17 protein-coding genes and 2 pseudogenes are annotated in these 19,068 nt (G+C 70.8%); 14 read left to right on the forward strand and 5 right to left on the reverse strand.

All coding sequences use genetic code 11. The features are described 5' to 3' along the window. Positions 1–4: 4 nt before the first annotated feature. Both LK06_RS07990 and LK06_RS33060 read right to left on the reverse strand, forming a co-directional pair. Complete coding sequence (locus LK06_RS07990; protein ID WP_052318928.1) at positions 5–928, reverse strand: SagB/ThcOx family dehydrogenase; 924 nt, start codon at positions 926–928, stop codon at positions 5–7. Between the two features lie 80 nt (positions 929–1,008). Further along, on the reverse strand, positions 1,009–1,158 hold the full coding sequence (locus tag LK06_RS33060) for a hypothetical protein (RefSeq protein WP_159025178.1): 150 nt from the start codon (positions 1,156–1,158) through the stop codon (positions 1,009–1,011). Between the two features lie 386 nt (positions 1,159–1,544). Between LK06_RS33060 and LK06_RS07995 the strand changes: the two genes are divergently transcribed. The 3 genes from LK06_RS07995 to pspAB all read left to right on the forward strand — a co-directional run bounded on the left by LK06_RS07995 (position 1,545) and on the right by pspAB (position 4,490). Next, positions 1,545–2,786 (forward strand): cytochrome P450 family protein, encoded by a 1,242-nt coding sequence (locus LK06_RS07995; protein WP_043406817.1) that lies wholly within the window; start codon positions 1,545–1,547, stop codon positions 2,784–2,786. 166 nt (positions 2,787–2,952) lie between these two features. Further along, the gene (gene htpX / locus LK06_RS08000) at positions 2,953–3,873 is read left to right on the forward strand and encodes a zinc metalloprotease HtpX (RefSeq protein ID WP_071659114.1); all 921 of its coding nucleotides are present in this window, start codon (positions 2,953–2,955) and stop codon (positions 3,871–3,873) included. A 32-nt stretch (positions 3,874–3,905) separates the two neighbouring features. Beyond that, positions 3,906–4,490, forward strand: coding sequence for a PspA-associated protein PspAB (pspAB, locus tag LK06_RS08005; RefSeq protein ID WP_039654990.1), 585 nt, complete (start codon positions 3,906–3,908; stop codon positions 4,488–4,490). A 161-nt stretch (positions 4,491–4,651) separates the two neighbouring features. Here the strand turns inward: pspAB and LK06_RS08010 are convergent, their stop codons facing one another. After that, complete coding sequence (locus LK06_RS08010) at positions 4,652–5,992, reverse strand: DUF2252 domain-containing protein (protein ID WP_039654991.1); 1,341 nt, start codon at positions 5,990–5,992, stop codon at positions 4,652–4,654. Positions 5,993–6,220: 228 nt separating this feature from the next. Between LK06_RS08010 and LK06_RS08015 the strand changes: the two are divergent. Next, positions 6,221–6,943: pseudogene (locus tag LK06_RS08015) on the forward strand (DNA glycosylase AlkZ-like family protein); the annotation flags it as partial. Between the two features lie 46 nt (positions 6,944–6,989). Here the strand turns inward: LK06_RS08015 and LK06_RS08020 are convergent. Then, positions 6,990–7,304 (reverse strand): hypothetical protein, encoded by a 315-nt coding sequence (locus LK06_RS08020; RefSeq protein ID WP_039654992.1) that lies wholly within the window; start codon positions 7,302–7,304, stop codon positions 6,990–6,992. Positions 7,305–7,522: 218 nt separating this feature from the next. On the opposite strand from LK06_RS08020, the gene LK06_RS08025 reads away from it, so the two are divergent. Next, the gene (locus tag LK06_RS08025; protein ID WP_043434984.1) at positions 7,523–7,891 is read left to right on the forward strand and encodes an ArsC/Spx/MgsR family protein; all 369 of its coding nucleotides are present in this window, start codon (positions 7,523–7,525) and stop codon (positions 7,889–7,891) included. A gap of 120 nt (positions 7,892–8,011) precedes the next feature. Further along, positions 8,012–8,701, forward strand: coding sequence for an RlpA-like double-psi beta-barrel domain-containing protein (locus LK06_RS08030; protein ID WP_043434975.1), 690 nt, complete (start codon positions 8,012–8,014; stop codon positions 8,699–8,701). Positions 8,702–8,704: 3 nt separating this feature from the next. Here the strand turns inward: LK06_RS08030 and LK06_RS08035 are convergent, their stop codons facing one another. Beyond that, positions 8,705–9,562, reverse strand: coding sequence for an alpha/beta fold hydrolase (locus LK06_RS08035; RefSeq protein ID WP_039654995.1), 858 nt, complete (start codon positions 9,560–9,562; stop codon positions 8,705–8,707). Positions 9,563–9,607: 45 nt separating this feature from the next. Here LK06_RS08035 and LK06_RS08040 point away from each other — a divergent pair. From LK06_RS08040 to LK06_RS08075, 8 genes and pseudogenes are all read left to right on the forward strand, one after another. Next, positions 9,608–10,072: pseudogene (locus LK06_RS08040) on the forward strand (MarR family transcriptional regulator); the annotation flags it as partial. 202 nt (positions 10,073–10,274) lie between these two features. After that, positions 10,275–11,306: a glutamine synthetase gene (gene glnII, locus LK06_RS08045; protein WP_039654996.1), complete on the forward strand. Its 1,032-nt coding sequence runs from the start codon at positions 10,275–10,277 to the stop codon at positions 11,304–11,306. A 170-nt stretch (positions 11,307–11,476) separates the two neighbouring features. Further along, on the forward strand, positions 11,477–12,532 hold the full coding sequence (locus tag LK06_RS08050; protein ID WP_086083203.1) for an NAD-dependent epimerase/dehydratase family protein: 1,056 nt from the start codon (positions 11,477–11,479) through the stop codon (positions 12,530–12,532). A 193-nt stretch (positions 12,533–12,725) separates the two neighbouring features. Continuing rightward, positions 12,726–14,249: a DUF1996 domain-containing protein gene (locus LK06_RS08055; RefSeq protein ID WP_043434974.1), complete on the forward strand. Its 1,524-nt coding sequence runs from the start codon at positions 12,726–12,728 to the stop codon at positions 14,247–14,249. 149 nt (positions 14,250–14,398) lie between these two features. After that, the gene (locus LK06_RS08060) at positions 14,399–14,899 is read left to right on the forward strand and encodes a tetratricopeptide repeat protein (protein ID WP_052270119.1); all 501 of its coding nucleotides are present in this window, start codon (positions 14,399–14,401) and stop codon (positions 14,897–14,899) included. Between the two features lie 49 nt (positions 14,900–14,948). Further along, a complete protein-coding gene (locus LK06_RS08065; protein WP_043434973.1) occupies positions 14,949–16,865 on the forward strand; it encodes a hypothetical protein in 1,917 nt (638 codons plus the stop codon). A 191-nt stretch (positions 16,866–17,056) separates the two neighbouring features. Then, a complete protein-coding gene (locus LK06_RS08070; protein WP_039655000.1) occupies positions 17,057–17,962 on the forward strand; it encodes a metal-dependent hydrolase in 906 nt (301 codons plus the stop codon). Further along, positions 17,962–19,011, forward strand: coding sequence for a PDR/VanB family oxidoreductase (locus LK06_RS08075; protein WP_043434983.1), 1,050 nt, complete (start codon positions 17,962–17,964; stop codon positions 19,009–19,011). The genes LK06_RS08070 and LK06_RS08075 overlap by 1 nt, the downstream gene beginning before the upstream one ends. Positions 19,012–19,068 lie beyond the last annotated feature (57 nt).

Genomic DNA, 19,068 nt, shown 5'->3' on the forward strand with positions numbered 1-19,068 from the left:
CCCGTCAGCGCGGAGTACCCACGATCACGGTATGCACTAGGCATTCATAGACGCCGTCAATATCGAGCGCATTGTTGGACTCGTCGTCGTAGAAGCCCGAGAAGTCCACGGCGCCGAGGCCGAGGGCCGTGACGGCGAGGTGCGCGTTCTGGGCGATCGCACCGGCCTCGTGGAAGACGAAGCGCATACCGCGCGGGCCGTACTTGCGCATGGCCCGCCAGGGCCGGGCGACCAGCAGCAGCACGGCGGCGGCGCGATCGAGTTCCACGGTGCCGTCCTGCACGTCGAAGGAGGCGAGCAGGGTGTCGACGGCCTCGGGACCGGCGTGCCGAGCAAGGGCGTCACGGTCCGGGAGGTAGCGCAGGACGCCGGGGTCCATGCCGGCCACCCGCCGCACGGCCACCCACAGCTGTACGGGGTACAGGCCACCGGCGCTCGGTGCGGCGCGCAGGGCCACCGGCACCGTGCCGCCGGTCATCAGGTCGGCGACGCCCTCGGCGGTCACGGAGGCGGCGTGACGCACCACGGCGGCCAGTTCCTCCTGCCGCACGGGCTCGCCCGACCAGGTGCGCACGCTGCGCCGGGAGGCGACAGCCGCGGTCAGACCGGCCTCCAGCGGGCTGGACGGGGCAAGGGGCAGCAGGTCGGCGCCGGCCTCGGGTTCGCGGTCGGTGCGGGAGCGGGTGACGACCTCGCAGTCGGCGCCGTAGGAGGCGATGGACAGCAGGGTCTCGCGGTCGCAGCGGCGCAGCCGGGAGGCGAGCAGGAACTCCTCGGCGGGGCGTGGAAACCGGTCGGAGGAGAGGTTGTCCAGGCGTAACGCGTGGGTGCGCAGACCCACTCCGGCCAGGCCCGGACTGATCGTGCGGCGCGCGGTGGACGCCACGGAGGACAGGATGAGGTCGGAGTCGACTGGGGTGTCGCCCACTGGCGGGAATCCCTTCTTCACGCCCTGGGTGGAGCCGGGCGGGCCGCATGCGGCCCGACCCGACCCCAGGGCTGCGGATGTCAGCCGCGCGGGCGGACGACGGCACCGGAGCAGCAGCAGCACGCACCGGGCACGAGAACGGCCTGGTTGCCGGCCGCGCCGAACGCCTCAAGGGCCGGCTGCGCGGAACGGCTGCGGTGCTCGGTGACGACCTTCGCCGTGAGCTTCATGATGACCTCCGAATTCTGGACGACAGGTTTGCTGTACAGGCCCGGGAAGATCGGGCTTCCGGCTGGAGGATCACTTGCTGGCGGAACGGACCCTTCAGGAAAACCGCGTTCCCGGCCGTCACAACGTGGGCCCTTCGGTGTGACGCGACGAACCTAACACCATTTGGCTGGAACCAGTCAACCCCCAATCGATGAACAAGATGAGGGACCGCGCAATACTCTGGAAACACACCAATAAACCGGATGGCCGCCCTCCGATTTACCTGACGGCAACAAATAAGCAGGAGCAGCTCTTTTCTGTTTCTTTTACCTCCTTTTCCTTGTTGTACCGGGCGGGCCGCCTTTAGTTTCTGGTGGCCTGCGGTGGACGCGGAGAAGGAGATGACGTGCCCGAGCAGCCGATCGACGTACCCGACCTGCCCGCCCCCTTCGGCGCCGCCGACGCGGCCGACCCGTACCCGTCGTACGACCGGCTGCGCGCGTCGGGCGGCATGCGGAGGATCCGGATCCGGCCGGGGCTCGCACCCTGGATCGTCTCCCGGTACGAGGACGTGCGCGAGGTGCTCGGAGACGAACGACTGAGCACAGATCCGGCCACCACCACCGAGGAGGTGCGCGCCGCCATCCGGAGAGGCCGGGCGGAGGAGCAGGTCGCCCTGCTCGGGCGCAACCTGCTCAGCGTGGACCCGCCGGACCACACGCGGATGCGCCGCGTGATGTCCCGCGCGCTCACCGCCCGGCGCGCCGCCGATCTGGAGAAACCCGTCACCCGGCTGGCCGACGAACTCCTCGACGAGCTCGGACGACGCAGCGAGGCGGACCTCCTGGCCGACTACACGCTGCCGGTCGCCGTGAGCGTCGTCTGCCGGATCATCGGGATACCCGAGCGGGACCACGGACTCTTCCGGGGCTGGGGGCGGGCCCTGGTGCGCGCCGAACTGGAGGACATGACCGCGTTCGACCGCGTCAGCGACGAGATGGCGGAGTACTTCGTCCCGTTCATCCTCGGCAAGCGGCGCTCCCCCGGCGACGACCTGGTCAGCGTGCTGGCCTCGGCGCGGGACGAGGAGCGGCTCGACGACCACGAGCTGATCTCCCTCGTCTACCAACTCTTCTTCGCCGGGCACGAGAGCAGCGCCTACTTCATGGCCAACGCCGTGCTCACGCTGCTGCGGCATCCCGCCGAGCTCGCCCGACTGCGCGCGGACCCGGAACTACTGCCCGGGGCGATCGAGGAGCTGCTGCGCTACGAGGGCTCGGTCAAGGTGCCGACCTGGCGTTTCGCCAAACAGGACCTGGTGATCGCGGGTACGGCCGTCGCCAGGGGCGAACCGGTCCTGGCCCTCCTGGCGTCCGCGGGCCGCGACCCCGAGCGCCACCCCGAGGGTGCCGGCGCGCTGCGCATCGACCGTGTCGACACCGCACACCTGGCCTTCAGCCATGGCATCCACCACTGCATGGGTGCCGCGGTCGGCAGACTGGAGTCCCGGGTCGCCGTCTCCCGGCTGCTCGACCGCTTCCCGGACCTGCGGCTGTCCGTGCCGGAAGACTCGCTGCGCTGGCGGGTCAACCTGATGATGCGGGGTGTCCGCGAGCTCCCGGTCACCGTGGGCAGGCCGGCGCTCTGACCGCTTCCCCCAGCGGATCAGCGCCCTGACCCGGTCACCGGCCGTCCCCGGATCCCGACCCTCAGGTACGTTTTGCCGCGCCTAGGGCCGTTCGGGACCTCCTCATGGGACGCGGCAGGTGCACACTGGACACCGGGAAGAGAGCCTGACTGCGGGGTGATGCAAGATGCAGAGCCGCTTCCGGAACGACCGGCGGCTGACCATGCGTATGGGTTTCACGATGTTTCTGCTCGGGTTGCTGTACGTGGGGTTCATCGCGGCGTTGATCGTGCTGCTGAAGTCGTGGCTGCTGGTCGTCGTCCTGATCGGCGCGATGTTCGTGGCGCAGTTCTGGTTCTCCGACCGGATCGCCATGTTTGCGATGCGCGGGCGGGTCGTGGAGCGGGAAGAGTATCCCGAGCTGCACGCGGTGGTGGACCGGCTGTGCGCGATCGCGGACATGCCGAAGCCGGTGGTCGCCGTTTCAGACATGGACATGCCGAACGCCTTCGCGACCGGACGCAACCCCGATCACGCCGTGGTCTGCGTGACCACCGGACTGCTGCGCCGACTGGAGCCCGCCGAGCTGGAGGGCGTGCTGGCGCACGAGCTGTCGCACGTGGCGCACAAGGACGTCGCCGTGATCACCATCGCATCGTTCCTCGGGGTAATCGCCGGGCTGATCGTACGGTTCGCCTTCTACTCGCAGCTCTTCGGCGGCGGCCGCAGGGACCAGAACACCGCCGTCATCTTCGCCGCGGTGATGGGAGTCTCGGCGGCCGTGTACGCGATCAGCTTCCTCCTGATCCGGGCCCTGTCCCGGTACCGGGAACTGGCAGCCGACCGGGCCGCCGCGCATCTGACCGGCCGGCCCTCCGCGCTCGCGGCGGCGCTCACCAAGGTCACGGGGGACATCGCCCGTATTCCGACCAAGGACCTGCGCACGGCCCAGGCGTTCAACGCGTTCTATTTCACCCCGGCGACCGGCAGGGAACCCGGCATCGAGCGCTACTTCTCCACCCATCCGACCCTGGAGCAGCGGCTGGACCAGCTGGGCCGGATCTCGACGGAGCTGGGCGAGGCCGCCACCCCGGAGCAGGCGGACTGAGGACCATGGAACTGCGGAAGGCGGACTGAGCGTTGGGCCTGCTGGACATTCTGCTGGGGCGTACGAAGCCGGTCGCGCCCAATCTCGACCAGTTGTTCGCGCTGCCCTCAGCTGCGGTCGCCCTGGAGGCGGCGGCCGGATTCACACCGACCGGATGCGGAGCGGTGTGCTTCGCCACGGTGGAGGGCGCGGCCTTCGAGCAGACCCATCGGGAGGTACAGGCCCTGCTGGATGCGGACACCGACCGCACCGGCCCTCCGGTGGAGCTGCGACAGGACGACTACGGATACTCCTGGCTGGTGTCCCGGCGGGCTCCCGACCAGCTCCCGCAGCTCGTCAACGACCTGCACGCGGTGAACAGCTCCATGGAGGTCAACGGCTTCGGACCGCAGCTGCTGTGCTCCCTGGCGGTGTTCACGGACGACGCCGGGCGGAAGCTGGCCCTGGTCTATCTCTACAAGCGCGGCACCTATTACCCGTTCGCGCCCCTGCCCGGTACCGGCGAGCGGCGGGACAACGCGCTGGAGCTGCGGGTGAAGGCGGCCCTCGCGGACGACCTGCGGATCGAGCAGGACCTCGGCCGCTGGTTCCCGGTGTGGGGCGCACCCGGCCTGTGACTCGGGGGGCTCTGGCCCACCGGTTCTCCTCCCGCCCTGACGCCGGCCCGGCACCTGGCCCCGAAGGGCGTTCCCCCGGTCTGCCGCCCGGTACCGGCGCCCGCGGGGTACGCCCGGTGGTGCTCGTTCAAGCGCCTCCGCACCCGGTGACCGGCAGCCGGTCACACTCCGGGCGCGGCCGTCACCACACCCGCCGCGATGGCCGCGCCCAGGGTGGCGTGGTCGGTGACGGTCTGGTCGGCGTAGGCGAGGGCGAAGTCGGCGACGGCCCGGTCGAAGGTGTTGGCGCCGCCGAGGTAGGCGGCGATGGCGATGCGGTCGCCGGAGCGGGCGTGGGCCCGCGCGAGGGTGGTACCGCACAGGCGGGCGTAGGCGAGGAGCCCTGCGGGGTTCATGCCGGCGACGTCCGCCGATTTCCTCCCGTCACGCAGTCGGCGCCAGTAGAAGGCACGGCCCTGCGGTCCCGTCATCCAGCCCAGGAAGATGTCCGAGGCGGACTGCAGCAGCCGCTGCCCGGCGACGACCCGGTGCCCGGGGTGGATGAACGGCCCGCTCGGCAGGTGTTCCTCCAGCACCGCCGTGCGCGCCTCCTTGATCTGCAGGAACAGCGGGTCGTCGGTGTCGCGCCCGGCGAGCAGCACGATGAAACAGCGCAGGCCGACGCTGCCGACGCCGACGACCTTGCGGGCGGCGTCGACGAAGCGGTAGCGGTCGAGCAGCTGGCGGCGCTCCTCGGAGAGGGTGGAACGATAGTCACTGAAGATCTTCCGTAGGCAGGCCGTGTCGGGAGCACCGGCGGGTTCGAGGAGCGGCGGGTCGTGGATGATTCGGCGCTGGCCGTCGACGACCTCGGTCAGCTTGCCGAGGGCCTGGAGGCTGGTGCGGCGACGGGCACGGGTGAGGCTGGACTCGGCTCGGCGCCGGCCGCGCGACGACCGGATGAGGGGCAGCAGGCTGTCGGCGTCGACCCGCTCGTACCAGACGTGCAGTTCACCGAGCCCGGCCAGCCGCCGCATGGCGGCGCGGTAGCCGTGCACGGCGGCCTGCGCTGCCGCGTGTGCCTCGCCCTCGCTGTGCCCGTTCTCCCGGGCGGCGACGGCGACGCTGGCCGCGAGGCGTTTGACGTCCCATTCGAAGGGACCGGGGAAGGTTTCGTCGAAGTCGTTGAGGTCGAAGAGCAGAGCGCGTTCCGGGGAGGCACACAGCCCGAAGTTCAACAGGTGGGCGTCACCGCAGAGCTGCACGGTCAGACCGGTGTGCGGCTGGGCGGCCAGGTCGGCGGCCATCACGGCGGCGGCACCGCGCAGGAAGGCGAGCGGTGAGGCGGCCATCCTGCCGTACCTGATCGCCAGCAACTCGGGCAACCGGTCGCGTCCCTGCCGCTCCAGCACCGCGACGGGATCGTTCCGCTCGGCGGACGCGAGCCAGCGGCCGTGCGCGGAGCGCGAGACGCGCTTGCGGGCGCCTTTGCCGAGTTGGGCCCGGTCCTCTGGGGTGCTCATACGGCGGCCTCTTTCCGGATCGCTCCCGTCACCTCCTGATCGCAGTCAAGGACAGGTGGGCGCCACGGCGCATGCGCAGTCCGGCGAACGGGTGACGGGAACAACGGGTGACGGAGCCCGGGAGGGGCACGGAGACGAACGCGGACCTGGGCGAAGGCCTGAGCCGGGACCGATAGTCAGTGGCGTCGGCGACCATGCTGACAGGATGTGGTGGCATCGAGGAGGTCGGCGGACGAGCCCCGGTTGAGCGAGCAGTTCGTGTACGCGGCTGGGAAGAGCTACGAGGGCCTGCACACGGTCTCCTCCCGCCTGCTGCGGGTGCTCGGTGTCGAAGGCAAGGTGGTCCGGGGCCGCCCGCTCGGCTCCTGGACGTCCAGCCGGTTCCGCTGGGCACCTGCGCCCGAGCACCCGGAACTGGACACCGCCGAGGCCCAGGCGCGGCTGCTGGGCCGCTGGCTGGGGGTGTGCGGCCCGGCGACGGAGGCGGACCTGAAGTGGTGGACGGGCTGGCGGGTGACCGAGGTACGCCGGGCCCTGGCAGCGGTCGGAGCGTGGGAGGTTTCCCTGGACGAGGGCACCGGGTACGTCTGCGCGGACGACCTGGCCCCGGTCCCGGACCCGGGGGAACCCTGGGCGGCCCTGCTCCCGGCCCTCGACCCGACGGCGATGGCCTGGCGGCAGCGGGACTGGTACCTCCCCGCGCAGCTGCGCCCGCTCCTCTTCGACCGCAGCGGCAACGTGGGACCGACGGTGTGGTGGAACGGCCGGGTGGTGGGCGGCTGGGCACAGCGCGCGGACGGCGAGATCGCGTGGCGGATCCCCGAGGAGGCCGCACGGCGAGAGGCTGCTGCGGCGGTGGCGTCGGCGGCTGAACGGTTGCACGGGTGGCTGGGGACGACCCGGGTGACGCCGCGGTTCCGGACGCCGCTGGAACGGGAGCTGTCCGCTTGAGCACGGTGCCGGGTGCCCCGTGCTCCGGAGCACCCGGCGCCGCGGCTCACCGCGAGTAGCGCATCAGTGCCCGCACCATGTGGCAGGTCGTGTCCGACGGCGGGTGCACACCGATGCCCTCCGCCGTGCTGCGTATCGTCTCGTTGCGGGCCTGGTCCGGCAGGAAGACCCCGGAGTCGAGCAGTGCGATGGCGAGGCGCATGGCCTTCAGGCGGCGGTTGTGGCTGACGTACCACTCGCGCGGACGTCCGGCCGGCAGTGGACGCTTGTCCACCGGCACGTAGGGCGAGTCGAGCAGCACGGAGCGCTTGGCGGTGGACTGGGTCGGCAACGGCTTCGGCTTGAGTGCGGCAGCGGGCACAGGCATCCTCCTGTCGCGGTCAGGCAGCCCACCGGGGGTCCGGCGACTGCCTCGAACACTGCTTCCAGTGTACCGGCGGGCACTGACAGCCAGGGTTCCCGGCGACGAACAAATGCCCAGTTGAGAAGGGACGTTGTCGCCGTGTCACTGCAGTTCGAGGAGTGCCGGTCGTGGCGCGTGAAATTCGAACAGAGCCGATGGCGAGTAGCGTGTCCCGCATGGAGGTCTGGATCAATCCGGCGTGTTCCAAGTGCCGCGGCGCGCTCAGCCTGCTCGATGCCGAGGGAGCCGACTACACCGTCCGCCGGTACCTGGAGGACGTGCCGGGCAAGGACGAGATCAGGGCCGTGCTCAAGCGGCTGGACCTCGAACCGTGGGACATCACCCGGACCCAGGAGACGGCCGCGAAGGAACTGGGCCTGAAGGAGTGGCCACGGGAGGCAGGCGCGAGGGAGCGCTGGATCACCGCGCTCGCCGAGCACCCCAGGCTGATCCAGCGCCCGATCATCACCGCCGCCGACGGCACCGCCCTGGTAGCGCGCACCGAGGAGGCCGTACGCGCGGCACTGGCCCGCGGCACGAGCTGAGCTCTGTCCAACTGCCTTGTGGTACAGGTCACTTGCTGGAACTTCCGGCGTTGCTGAGCAACCTCTTTCGGCATCCCGTACATAGCGGCGTACGCTCCCCTACCTCTTCAGGAGGCGCGCATGTCGCGCAGGAGAACTCTCAGTACGAGGAAGAAGATCGCGCTCCTTGCGAGCGCCGCGGCGGTGGCGGGCGGCGGAGCCTTCGCCCTGGCCACCACCTCGAACGCCGCCCAGCCCGCACGGCACGCCGGGACGCTGTCCGCCGCGGATTCGACGGTCTGCCAGGGGTTGGCCACGGCCCTCGGCAACAACCAGAAGTTCATCGACGGCCAGCGGGCGAACCCGGATGCCCAGTCGGAAGCCCGGATCGCCAACCGCCAGGCGGTCATCAAGGAGATCAAACGCAAGCAGGCCGCGTCCGGCTGCACGGTTGGGGAGTCGGCTCAGGGCTCCCAGACCGGACAGCAGGGCAACCAACAGGGCAACCAGCAGGCCGGCGGCGCCCAGCAGAGCGCACAGCCCGCACAGTCTGGTGCCGCGGGAGGCGGCGCCGCGGCATCCGGTCAGCAGGTGTGCAAGGGCTCCACCGTGACCCTGTCCGGCGAGGGCGGCGCCCCGGCCGCGTCCAGCAACCAGTTCCCGGCGGGCACGACCCTGAAGGTCACCAACCTGGACAACAACAAGTCCACGACGGTGAAGGTCACCTCCGTCTCGGGCAGTTGCGTCCTGCTGAACAACGCGGCCTTCGAACAGGTGCGGGAGCCCGGCAAGTTCCTCATCCGTCACGCGGTGATCGAGAAGGTGGGGTGAGGCTCAGGAACCGGACAGGAAAGGGGTGAGATGGCGGGTCAGGGCGGGCGGCGCGGCCTGCGGCAGCGCATGGTGGGAGACGTCCGGCAGCACGGCGATCTCCGCGTGCGGCAGCAGCGCACCGGCCCGGTCCGCCACCTCCCAGGGGTCATGGGTCCTGCTGTTCGCGGCCACGAGCAGCAGGACCGGCACGTTCAGGGCGCGCAACGCATCCGGTCCCGGGCGCGGGCCGGTCACCGGCTTCGCGGAGGGGAAGCCGGCGGCGGCCCGCTGGAGGTTCAGCCAGTCGGGGTCCAGGGGTGCGCCCCCGGTCTCCCAGGTGAGGAACGCGCTGACGCCGCGAGGCGTGGGGCGCAGCACCGTCGGCAGGGCGCGGATCAGATACGCCGCCTTGTACCCAGCGAAGCACTGGGTCGGGTCCAGGAGGAACAGGCGGCGCACCCGAGCGGGGGCGTGCAGGGCTTGGTGCAGGGCGATCCAGGCACCGTGGGAATGGCCACCCAGGTCGGCCGAGGATGCGCCCAGGCCGTCGAGGACGGCGTCCAGCCAGCCGGTCAGGTCGGCGACCGTACGGGGGTGGCGGTCGCCCGCCCGGCCGCTCAGGCCCGGGGCACCGATCAGGTCCACGGCGTACACCCGGCGGATCGAGGAAAGGGCGGCGACCTGGGCGTACCAGGACGCGGACGTCGCTCCGCCACCGCCCGGGAGCAGCAGCAGTGGCGGTGCGTCGCGCGGGCCGCAGGCGTTGACGCGCGTGTCGCCGAACGGGGTGCGGACCGTCAGCGCCGCGCGGTCGGCCGGCCATTTCGCCAGGACCTTGTCGTACGCGACGCGGAAGCCGTCACGGTCGTATCCGGTCATGGATCCCCCTTATTATCTCGCTTACCAAGATAATTGCTCGGCGAGATGATAGCCCGAGGAGTCACTGTGCAGACCGGACCCGAGGCCGAACTGGAGATCGTCCACCTACTGCGCGCCACCGCCGTCGAACTCTGGCTGCACAGCGCCCGGTTCGCGCACGCCAACGGCCTGCACCCGACGGACGTGCGCGCCCTGATCGCCCTCATGGACGCGCGGCGGGCGGGTGAGGAGATGACAGCGGGACGGCTCGGAGCTGCGTTGGGCCTCAACTCGGCCGGGACGACCGCGCTCGTCGACCGGCTGGAGCGGGCCGGGCACGTACGCCGGACGCGCGGGACACGGGACCGGCGGAAGGTCGTCGTCGAGGTGGCGGACGACGCCGTGGAGCTCGGCTGGGCGTTCTTCGGCCCGCTCATCCAGCGTTCGACGGAGTTGCTGAGCGGTTACGACGAACACCAGCGGGAGGCGATCCGCGAATTCCTGGCCGGGGTGCGGAAGGCCGCGGCCGGGGCCGGGGCCGGCGAGCGTCCCGCACCAGGCCCCGCATCCCCTCACACTGCGGGGCGCGACGCACCAGCACCGGGTAACACCGGGTTCACCGACGGGCAATGACCGGGAAACGGCCTGTTGACAGGCTGCCCGGCAGATCGAGCGGCGCCCCGGTGCCGCAGCACCCGCGCGTGCGCCCGACCCACCCGAAGGATGTGGCCCCGTGACCTTCAAGGCTGAGTACATCTGGATCGACGGCACCGAGCCGACGGCCAAGCTCCGTTCCAAGACGAAGATCATCACGGGGGCTCCCGCCGGTCTGGATGCGCTGCCGGTCTGGGGTTTCGACGGGTCGTCCACCAACCAGGCCGAGGGTCGTGCCTCGGACTGCGTACTCAAGCCGGTCTTCTGCTGCCCGGACCCGATCCGCGGCGGCATCGACGTCCTGGTGCTGTGCGAGGTGCTGAACACGGATCTCTCCCCGCACTCCTCCAACACGCGTGCCGCGCTGTGCGAGGTAGCCGAGAAGTTCGCCGCGCAGGAACCGGTCTTCGGCATCGAGCAGGAATACACCTTCTTCGACGGACCCCGCCCGCTGGGCTTCCCCGAGGGCGGCTTCCCGGCCCCGCAGGGCGGCTACTACTGCGGTGTCGGCGCCGACGAGATCTTCGGCCGCGAGGTCGTCGAGGCCCATCTGGACAACTGCCTGAAGGCGGGCCTCGGCCTGTCCGGCATCAACGCCGAGGTCATGCCCGGCCAGTGGGAGTTCCAGGTCGGTCCACTGTCCCCGCTGGAGGTCTCCGACCAGCTGTGGGTGGCCCGCTGGCTGCTGTACCGCACCGCCGAGGACTTCGGCGTCTCCGCGACCCTGGAACCGAAGCCGGTCAAGGGCGACTGGAACGGCGCCGGCGCGCACACCAACTTCTCCACCAAGGCGATGCGCGAGAGCTACGACGCGATCATCACGGCGTGCGAGTCACTCGGTGAGGGTTCCAAGCCGCTGGACCATGTGAAGAACTACGGAGCCGGTATCGACGAGCGTCTGACGGGGCTGCATGAGACCGCCCCCTGGGACGAGTTCTCCTACGGCGTGTCCGACCGCGGTGCCTCGGTCCGCATCCCGTGGCAGGTCGAGAAGGACGGCCAGGGATACATCGAGGACCGCCGCCCGAACGCCAACGTGGACCCGTACGTGGTGACCCGTCTGCTGGTGGACACCTGCTGCACCGCGCTGGAGAAGGCCGGCCGGGTCTGATCCACCCGGAACGTGGCGAAGCGTTCTCCGAAGGGGCGCCCGCCACCGGCGCCCCTTCGCCGTCGCCGGGCAGCAACAGCGGTGTGCCGGCCCAAAGGGACGTACGATCCGCCGCTCTGCCCTCAGCGGATTCCTGCCTGCCCAGTCCGGCTCCGGGCAGGATCACCTGCATGAGACTTCTGGTGCTGGGCGGTACGGAGTTCGTGGGGCGGACCGTGGTGGAGGCCGCGCTCGCGCGTGGCTGGGAAGTGACCGTCTTCCACCGGGGACGGCACCGCCCCCCTCCGGGAGTGCGGTCGCTGCACGGCGACCGCACCGCTCCCGACGGCCTCGCCGCGCTCGCCGCCGACGGCGGCACCTGGGACGCCGTCGTCGACACCTGGTCGGCCGCACCACGCGCGGTGCTGGACGCGGCACGACTGCTGTGCGGGCGAGCCGGACGGTACGCGTACCTCTCCAGCCGGTCCGTGTACGCCTGGCCCCGGCCACCGGCGGGCGGAGACGTCGAAGACGGGGCGCTGGTCGACGGCGCTGCCGCCGACGCGGGGCCGACTGACTATCCGCGGGACAAACGCGGCGGCGAACGGGCGGCCGTCGAGGCCTTCGGCGCGCAGAACTCGCTGCTGGTCCGGGCCGGGCTGATCCTCGGCCCGTACGAGAACATCGGCCGGCTGCCCTGGTGGTTGTCCCGGATGGCCCGCGGCGGCCCGGTCCTGGCACCCGGGCCGCGTTCGCTGGCGCTGCAATTCATCGACGCGCGCGACCTGGCCGCCTGGCTCCTCGGGGCGGTGGAGCAGAACCTGAGCGGACCCTACGACCTGGTCGGCCCGCCCGGGCACACCACCATGGGCGACCTGCTCGAGGCCTGTGTCCGGGTCACCGGCTCGGGGGCCGAACTGCGCTGGACCGAACCGGCTGTACTCGCCGAAGCGGGCATCGAGCCGTGGACCCAACTGCCGGTGTGGGTACCTCCGGACAGCGAGACGTACGACGCCCTGCACCGTGCCGACGTGACACGGGCGCTGGCCACAGGGCTGGTGTGCCGCCCGGCCGCGGAGACCGTCGCGGACACCTGGCGGTGGCTCACCGAGATCGGTGGCAGCGCACCTCAGCGGCCGGACCGGGCGGCCGTCGGCCTGGACCCGGAGGTGGAGGCGAAGGTGCTGGCCGGGCCCCGGTGGGGTGTAGCCGGCACCACCCCCCGGGAGCGGGCTTCGGGCGAGTGACTCGCGTGGTGCGGTCGGCGTTTTCGGTAACTTCCGCTACTCATGGGGCTGTTGAGGCTGCTGTCTCGCAGTGATCCGGTAATGAATTCCCCAGACCGGTGAACAGCTCCGGGGCGGCGTCCGTATGGATGGACGCCGCTTCACTCCTGTCGGGTGCCCCGATGCTGCACCGCAAGGAAGTCAGAGGAGTTCCATGGGACGCAACACACGAAAGCGCCGTACGCCGCTGGCCACCAAGGCCATAGCCGCATCGGCGGCCCTAGCGCTCGGCGGGGGCGGGCTGATCTGGGCGAACTTTTACGCCTCGGCGCACGAGCCCAACCACCAGGCATGGGGAGGCAACCAGACCAAGGCCGCGGCGGCTCAGGTCGCGACCATCTCCTGCCCGGACGTCGGCCAGAAGCTCACGAATGTGCCGAACCGCGCCCGTCGCGAGGTCGCCGGGGAACTGGCCACCCTTGACCGCCAGGTCACCAACGCCTACCAGCGCCTGGCGACCACGCGGGACGCGCAGGCCAGGGACGCGAGGTTCGTACAGAACACCATCTTGCAGCCGCTCAAGGACCGGCGTAAGGCGATCCTCGACCGGATCAAGCTGGAGATCACCCGTGTCGGCGGTACGGCACCCAGTGATCTGAACGCTCTCGCCGCCTGCACCGGGCAGCCGGCCGGCCAGTCCAGCGCCGGCGGGCAGAACGGACAGAACAACAACCAGCAGAACAACGGCCAGCAGAACAACAACGGCGGGCAGCAGCAGGGAGGCGGCGCGGGCCAGCAGCAGAACATCGGCGGACAGGCCGGCAACGGCCCGGTCGCGGCCGACTTCGTCGACATCACGAAGGTCCAGCCGAATGTCCCCGCCAGGCCCCGACGAACCGCCAACGCCTCGACCGGCTCGTTCGTCACCCGGTGTGGGGTGAACGCGAACAAGGTCCGCAACACCGACAACGTGATCGTGGCCCCGGGCGTGAACAACGGCGCGCACCACACCCACGACTACGTCGGCAACCAGAAGATCAACGCGTTCTCCAACGACGGCAACTTCCTGCAAGGTGGGACCAGTTGCCAGAACAAGAGTGACCTGTCGGCGTACTACTGGCCGGTGCTGCGCGTACAGGACGGCACCCAAGAGGTGGACCAGAACCAGCTCGGCGGCGGCAAGGAGGGCAACGTCGGCCGGATCGTGACCCCGTTGGCCGCACAGATCAAGTACATCGGCAGCCCCACCAGCAAGGTTGTACCGATGCCGCAGTTCCTGCGCATCATCACCGGTGACGCCAAGACGACCACCAACGGCCTGAAGAACGCCAACGCGCACTGGAGTTGCACCGGTTTCGAGAGCAAGGTGCAGCTGACCACGCAGTACCCGATCTGCCCGAAGGGCAGCAAGGTGGTGCGCTCGTTCGCCTACCAGAGCTGCTGGGACGGCCAGAACACCGACAGCGCCAACCACCGTACGCACGTGGCGTTCATGGACGCCGACGGCAACTGTCCGAGCGGGTTCAAGGCGATCCCGCAGCTGACCATGCGCCTGGTGTACGACGTACCGCAGCCGACGATCCAGAACGGCGTGGTGAAGAACGCCTTCGCAGTGGACGGCTTCCCGGAACAGCTCCACAAACCGGCCACCGACCACGACGATTTCATCAGCATCACGAAGGGTGGCCTGGCGAACAAGATCGCCTGGTGCATCAACCACGGATGTCGCTGCGCCTGACCCGCTGCAGCCGACCCGCCGCCTCCGGTCCACTGGGGCGGTCCGCATGACACAAGCCGGTGGCGCCCCCTTCGCCGCCGGCTTGTGTCATGCCTAGATCACATGCCAAATCAGGTGCATGACGAACACCACCGTGGCAAGGTGACCTGGTGACCGACGACTGGGAAGACCGCGTGGCAGCTGCCTGGGCCACCTTCGACGGCTATCCGGAAGAGCGCGCGCACGAATTCCGTGCGCTGATCGACACGCTCGTCGCCGAATTGCCGGACGACAGCCCGCTGAGGCCCTTCGAGCAGGCCTGTGCCTGGGACTCGACCGGGCACTCGGACAGGGCCGTGCCGCTGTACCGGGAGGCGCTCGCACGAGGACTCGACGGCTACCGGGGGCGCAGGACCAGAATCCAACTGTCCAGTTCACTGCGGAACATCGGCCGGGCGGAGGAGGGCGTCGAACTGCTCACTCCGGAACTCGAAGGCCCATCCGATGAGTTGGACGATGCGGTACGGGCCTGCCTCGCGCTGTGCTTGTCGAGCCTCGGCCGCGACCGTGAGGGGCTGTCCCTCGTCCTCGGCGCCCTCGCCCCCCATCTGCCGCGGTACCAGCGGTCGATGGCCAACTACGCACGTCTCCTGGTCGACCCGGAGGAGTGAACCACTCATCCGGTGGTGACCAACCATCGACTCGCTCGTTCTCCCGGACGTGCAGTCACAGGATGTAGCCCAGCACCATGCGCCCGCCCCCGCCGAATCCGGTTCGGTCGATGTCGAGCAGGCCGAGGTCGCCCTCGCCGAGCACTACCCGCGCCTGGTCCGCATCGCCTACCTGGTGCTGTCTCCAGACCTCGGCCGCAGCCGCCGGGTGCTGACCGCACACGCGCTCGCCCAGCGCGCGCTGCCCCGCGGACGCAAGCGGCCGGACGCGATCCCGGCCCAGTCCGCGGGCCGGGTGAGCGACCCCGGGTACGCCTACCTCCGCGAGCGCGTCCTGCGAACGGCCCTGCGGGCGGCCCGTCCCCGCACCGGTCTGCCCCGCCTCGCCCAGCTACCACCGCTGCTGCCCCAGGTGTGGGGTCTGCGGCTGTTCCCGCGCTCGGGCGGCGCCGACGCACTCGCCCTGGATCAACGCCTGTCCGCACTCTCCGGGCCGGCCAGGGCCGCCTGTGTGCTGCGCGGCCTGGAGAAGCTGTCCGACGCGGAGATCCACAAGGTACTCAAGGCCGCCGGAGTCGACGACCCGGGCGGGGCGCTGGCCAGGGCGGACGGCATGCCGGCCCAACCCGCGCTGCTCTCCTCCGCCGAGTTCGACCCGTGCTCGCTACAGGCCCGACCCACCGACCTGATGCGCCGCCGGCAGCACACCAAGGCCGCGCTCGCCGCCGCCGCGGCGCTCGCGGTGTGCGGAACGCTGGTCGCCCTGCCGGGCGGCGGCTGGGGCCCGGACGGGGCCGCCGCGCCGGTCTACGCCGAGAACCCGGCCGCCGAGGCCGCCCTCGACCCGGCCAAGCTGACCCGCATCTCCCCCGCTGCCTGGAAGTCCTCAGCGCGCACTGACTTCTCGGTCTGGCCCGCACGCGGCCCACTCACCGGTGACAAGGCCCTGCTGCGCCGCGCCCTCGCGGTGTGGGCCCGGCCCGGGGAGAAGGTCCGTGTCTCGGCGACACCCGGCACCCAGACCGGCGGCCCCGCCGGGCCGCCCCAACTGCTCTACGCGGGCGCAGTCGACAACGCCCGGGTGGTGATCCTGTACGACGGACTGCGCATCGCCCGCTATGCCGAACCGAAGGACGGCACCCAGGGCGCGGCCCTCGACTTCGCCCGCGCCGACGGGGCGTCCCGTGCCGAGGCGAGCGCACTGGTGCTGGGACGGTCCGACGGCAACGTCAGCTATCTGATCGCCCCTTGGGTGAAGAAGGCAGCGTCGCGGGACCTGATGAAGCCGGAATCCACCGCGACGCCCCTGAACGTCAGCGACGGCGTCACCGCCCCACTGGCCAGTCCCGCCCTGCGGCCCGGCAGTTGCACGTCGTGGACGGTGCTCCAACTGACCGACACCTTTGGCACCCGGCTCTCCACCGACCTCGGCGAACTGGTCCCAGCCCAGCTCACGGAGGGCCGCCCCGGATCGACCGGTGCAGTGTCCGGTGCCGAGGGGCTGCGCGCCTGGGCACCGTTCGCCTGTTCCCTGGCGGCCGAGCGCTCGGCGGGCATCCGGAGCGTGAACGCCTGGGCCTACGCCGAACAGCCACTGCCCGACGGCAGCGGGGCGGGCGACTGGGTGTGCACCCGAGCCGAGACCTGGCGCGGCGCCGGCACGGCCGTGCTGGCCCAGTTCCACCCGCCCGGCAAGCCGGTCGGCGCGGTCGTGGCCAAGGGCACCGACGTGCCGGCGTGCGGGCCGCACGGCCCCCACGTGCTGGCCGGGGTGTTGTGGAAGTCCGGCGCCGGAACCTGGTACCTGTTGGCGGCCGGCGGCCGGGACACCGGTTCGATCACCACGACCGGCGGGGTGCGCGCGAGCTCGCAGGGCAACCTACTGGCCGTACGGGCGAAGCAGGGTGTGCAGGCGAGCTTGCAGGGGACGCTGAAGGACGGCCAGGCGATCGACGGGCTGCACTGAGCTCCCCACCGGGCCTGCGACACGGCCGCTCGCGCCCGGCGGGCGCCGGGGTGCCGTCGGCGACACCCGCGAGGACACTCCGGGGCGCGGCGCACCGACGTGTGAGTCCACCCGTGCGCGTCCGTACAGGTCGCCGCACAAGTCGCCGTACGAGGGTTCCCCTGGGACTTACTCCTCAGTACATTGACGGTATGTCTAACAAGCAGCTCCGGCCGCCCCGGCCGGTGGAGTCCGAGCGCATCCCGCTCAAGGCCCGCAACGTGTCCTTCTCGTGGGAGGACACGCCGCTGCACTGGGTGCCCGGAGATCCGTTCACCACGCACACCATCAACGTGCTGCACCTGCTGCTGCCCGCCGGTGAGCGGTGGTTCGTGCACGTGTACAAGCAGGCGTTGCCGCTGATCCGGGACGATCGGCTCCGCGAGGACGTCATCGGCTTCATCGGGCAGGAGGCCATGCACTCCCGAGCCCACGACGAGGTGCTGCCGCATCTGAGGGCGCTGGGGCTCGACCCGACTCCCTACACCGCCCAGGTCGACTGGTTCTTCGAGAAACTGCTCGGCGACCGCACACTGCCGCCGGGCCGGGCCCGCCGCTGGTGGCTGCTGGAGCGGGTGGCCCTCATCGCGGCCATCGAGCACTACACCGCCTTCCTGGGCGACTGGGTACTCAACGCCGCCGAGCTGGACCGGCGCGGCGCCGACCCCACCATGCTGGACCTGCTGCGCTGGCACGGTGCCGAGGAGGTCGAGCACCGTTCGGTTGCCTTCGACCTGTTCACGCACGTCGACGGCAGTTACCGGCGCCGGGCGCGCACCTGGGCGACCGCCTTCACCGCGCTGGTGTTCCTGTGGCAGCGCGGAGCCCGCTTCTTCATGGAGAACGACCCGACCCTGGTGGACGGCAAGGCCTCCTTCCGGGACTTCCGTCGGAGCGGCCGCCGGGGCACGCTACCCACCACCGGTGCCATGGTGAGCTCCATCCCGCGCTATCTCAGCCGCACCTATCACCCCTCCCAGGAGTGCTCCAGCGCCCAGGCCGTGGCCTACCTGGCGTCCTCCCCCGCCGCGTTGGCCGCGGAAAGGGCGGTGTCGTGATGCCGAAGCCGCACACCATCGCGCTCGTCGCGGGCGCCGCCCTGCTGACCCGGCGAGCCCTGCGCCGCCGCGTCCAGGCCTCCCCGCTGTGGCCACTGCCCGCCCTGGACCCGCCCGTCTCCGGCCGGCCGCGCTCGCAGATGCTCCGCCTGCTGCTCGCCGGGCACGAGACGGTCGCCGACGGTGTCGTACAACTGCGCCTGGAAGGGCGGGAGTTGCCGCGCTGGGAGCCGGGCGCACACTTGGACCTGGTGCTTCCGTCCGGGCTCGTGCGGCAGTACTCGCTGTGCGGGGACCCGACGGACGCCTCCTCCTACACGATCGCCGCACGGCTGGTCGAGAACGGGCGCGGCGGCTCCCGCGAGGTGCACGAGCAGCTCGCCGAAGGCATGGAACTGGAGGTGCGCGGGCCCCGGAACCGCTTCCCGCTCGTCGAGGCACCCTCGTATGTCTTCATCGCCGGAGGCATCGGCATCACCCCGGTCCTCCCCATGCTGCGGGCGCTCCCGGACGGCACCGACTGGCGACTGCTGTACGGGGGGCGGACGCGGGCCTCGATGCCGTTCCTGCAAGAGGTGCGGGAACTCGCCGGCGACCGCCTGACGGTCGCCGCCGAGGACGAGGACGGCCGTCCTGATCTCGCTGCTGTGTTCGCCGGCACCGCGGAAGGAACCGCGGTGTACTGCTGCGGCCCCGAGGGTCTGATGGAAGCGGTCGAGGCCCGGCTGCCCGCGGGGGCCACCCTGCACCTGGAGCGGTTCGCGCCGCGTGCGTCCGCGGACGGAAACCGTGAGTTCGAACTCGAACTCCGGCGCAGCGGAAGGACCTTGGCGGTCCCCGCAGACTCCACCGTGCTGGCCGCCGTGCGCCGTGAACTGCCCGGCACCGCCTACTCCTGCGAGCAGGGCTTCTGCGGCACCTGCCAGCAGCGGGTACTGGAGGGAGAGGTGGACCACCGGGACGAGCTGCTGACGGACGCGGAGCGTGCCGACTCGATGCTGATCTGTGTATCACGAGCCAGAAGTGAGCGTCTCGTGCTGGATCTGTGACGGAACCATGTGAACACCACGTCGGATCCGGAAGGTTCGCGGCCGGATCCGATCGGT

It is taken from the genome of Streptomyces pluripotens, from assembly GCF_000802245.2.
Taxonomy (GTDB): Bacteria; Actinomycetota; Actinomycetes; order Streptomycetales; family Streptomycetaceae; genus Streptomyces; species Streptomyces pluripotens.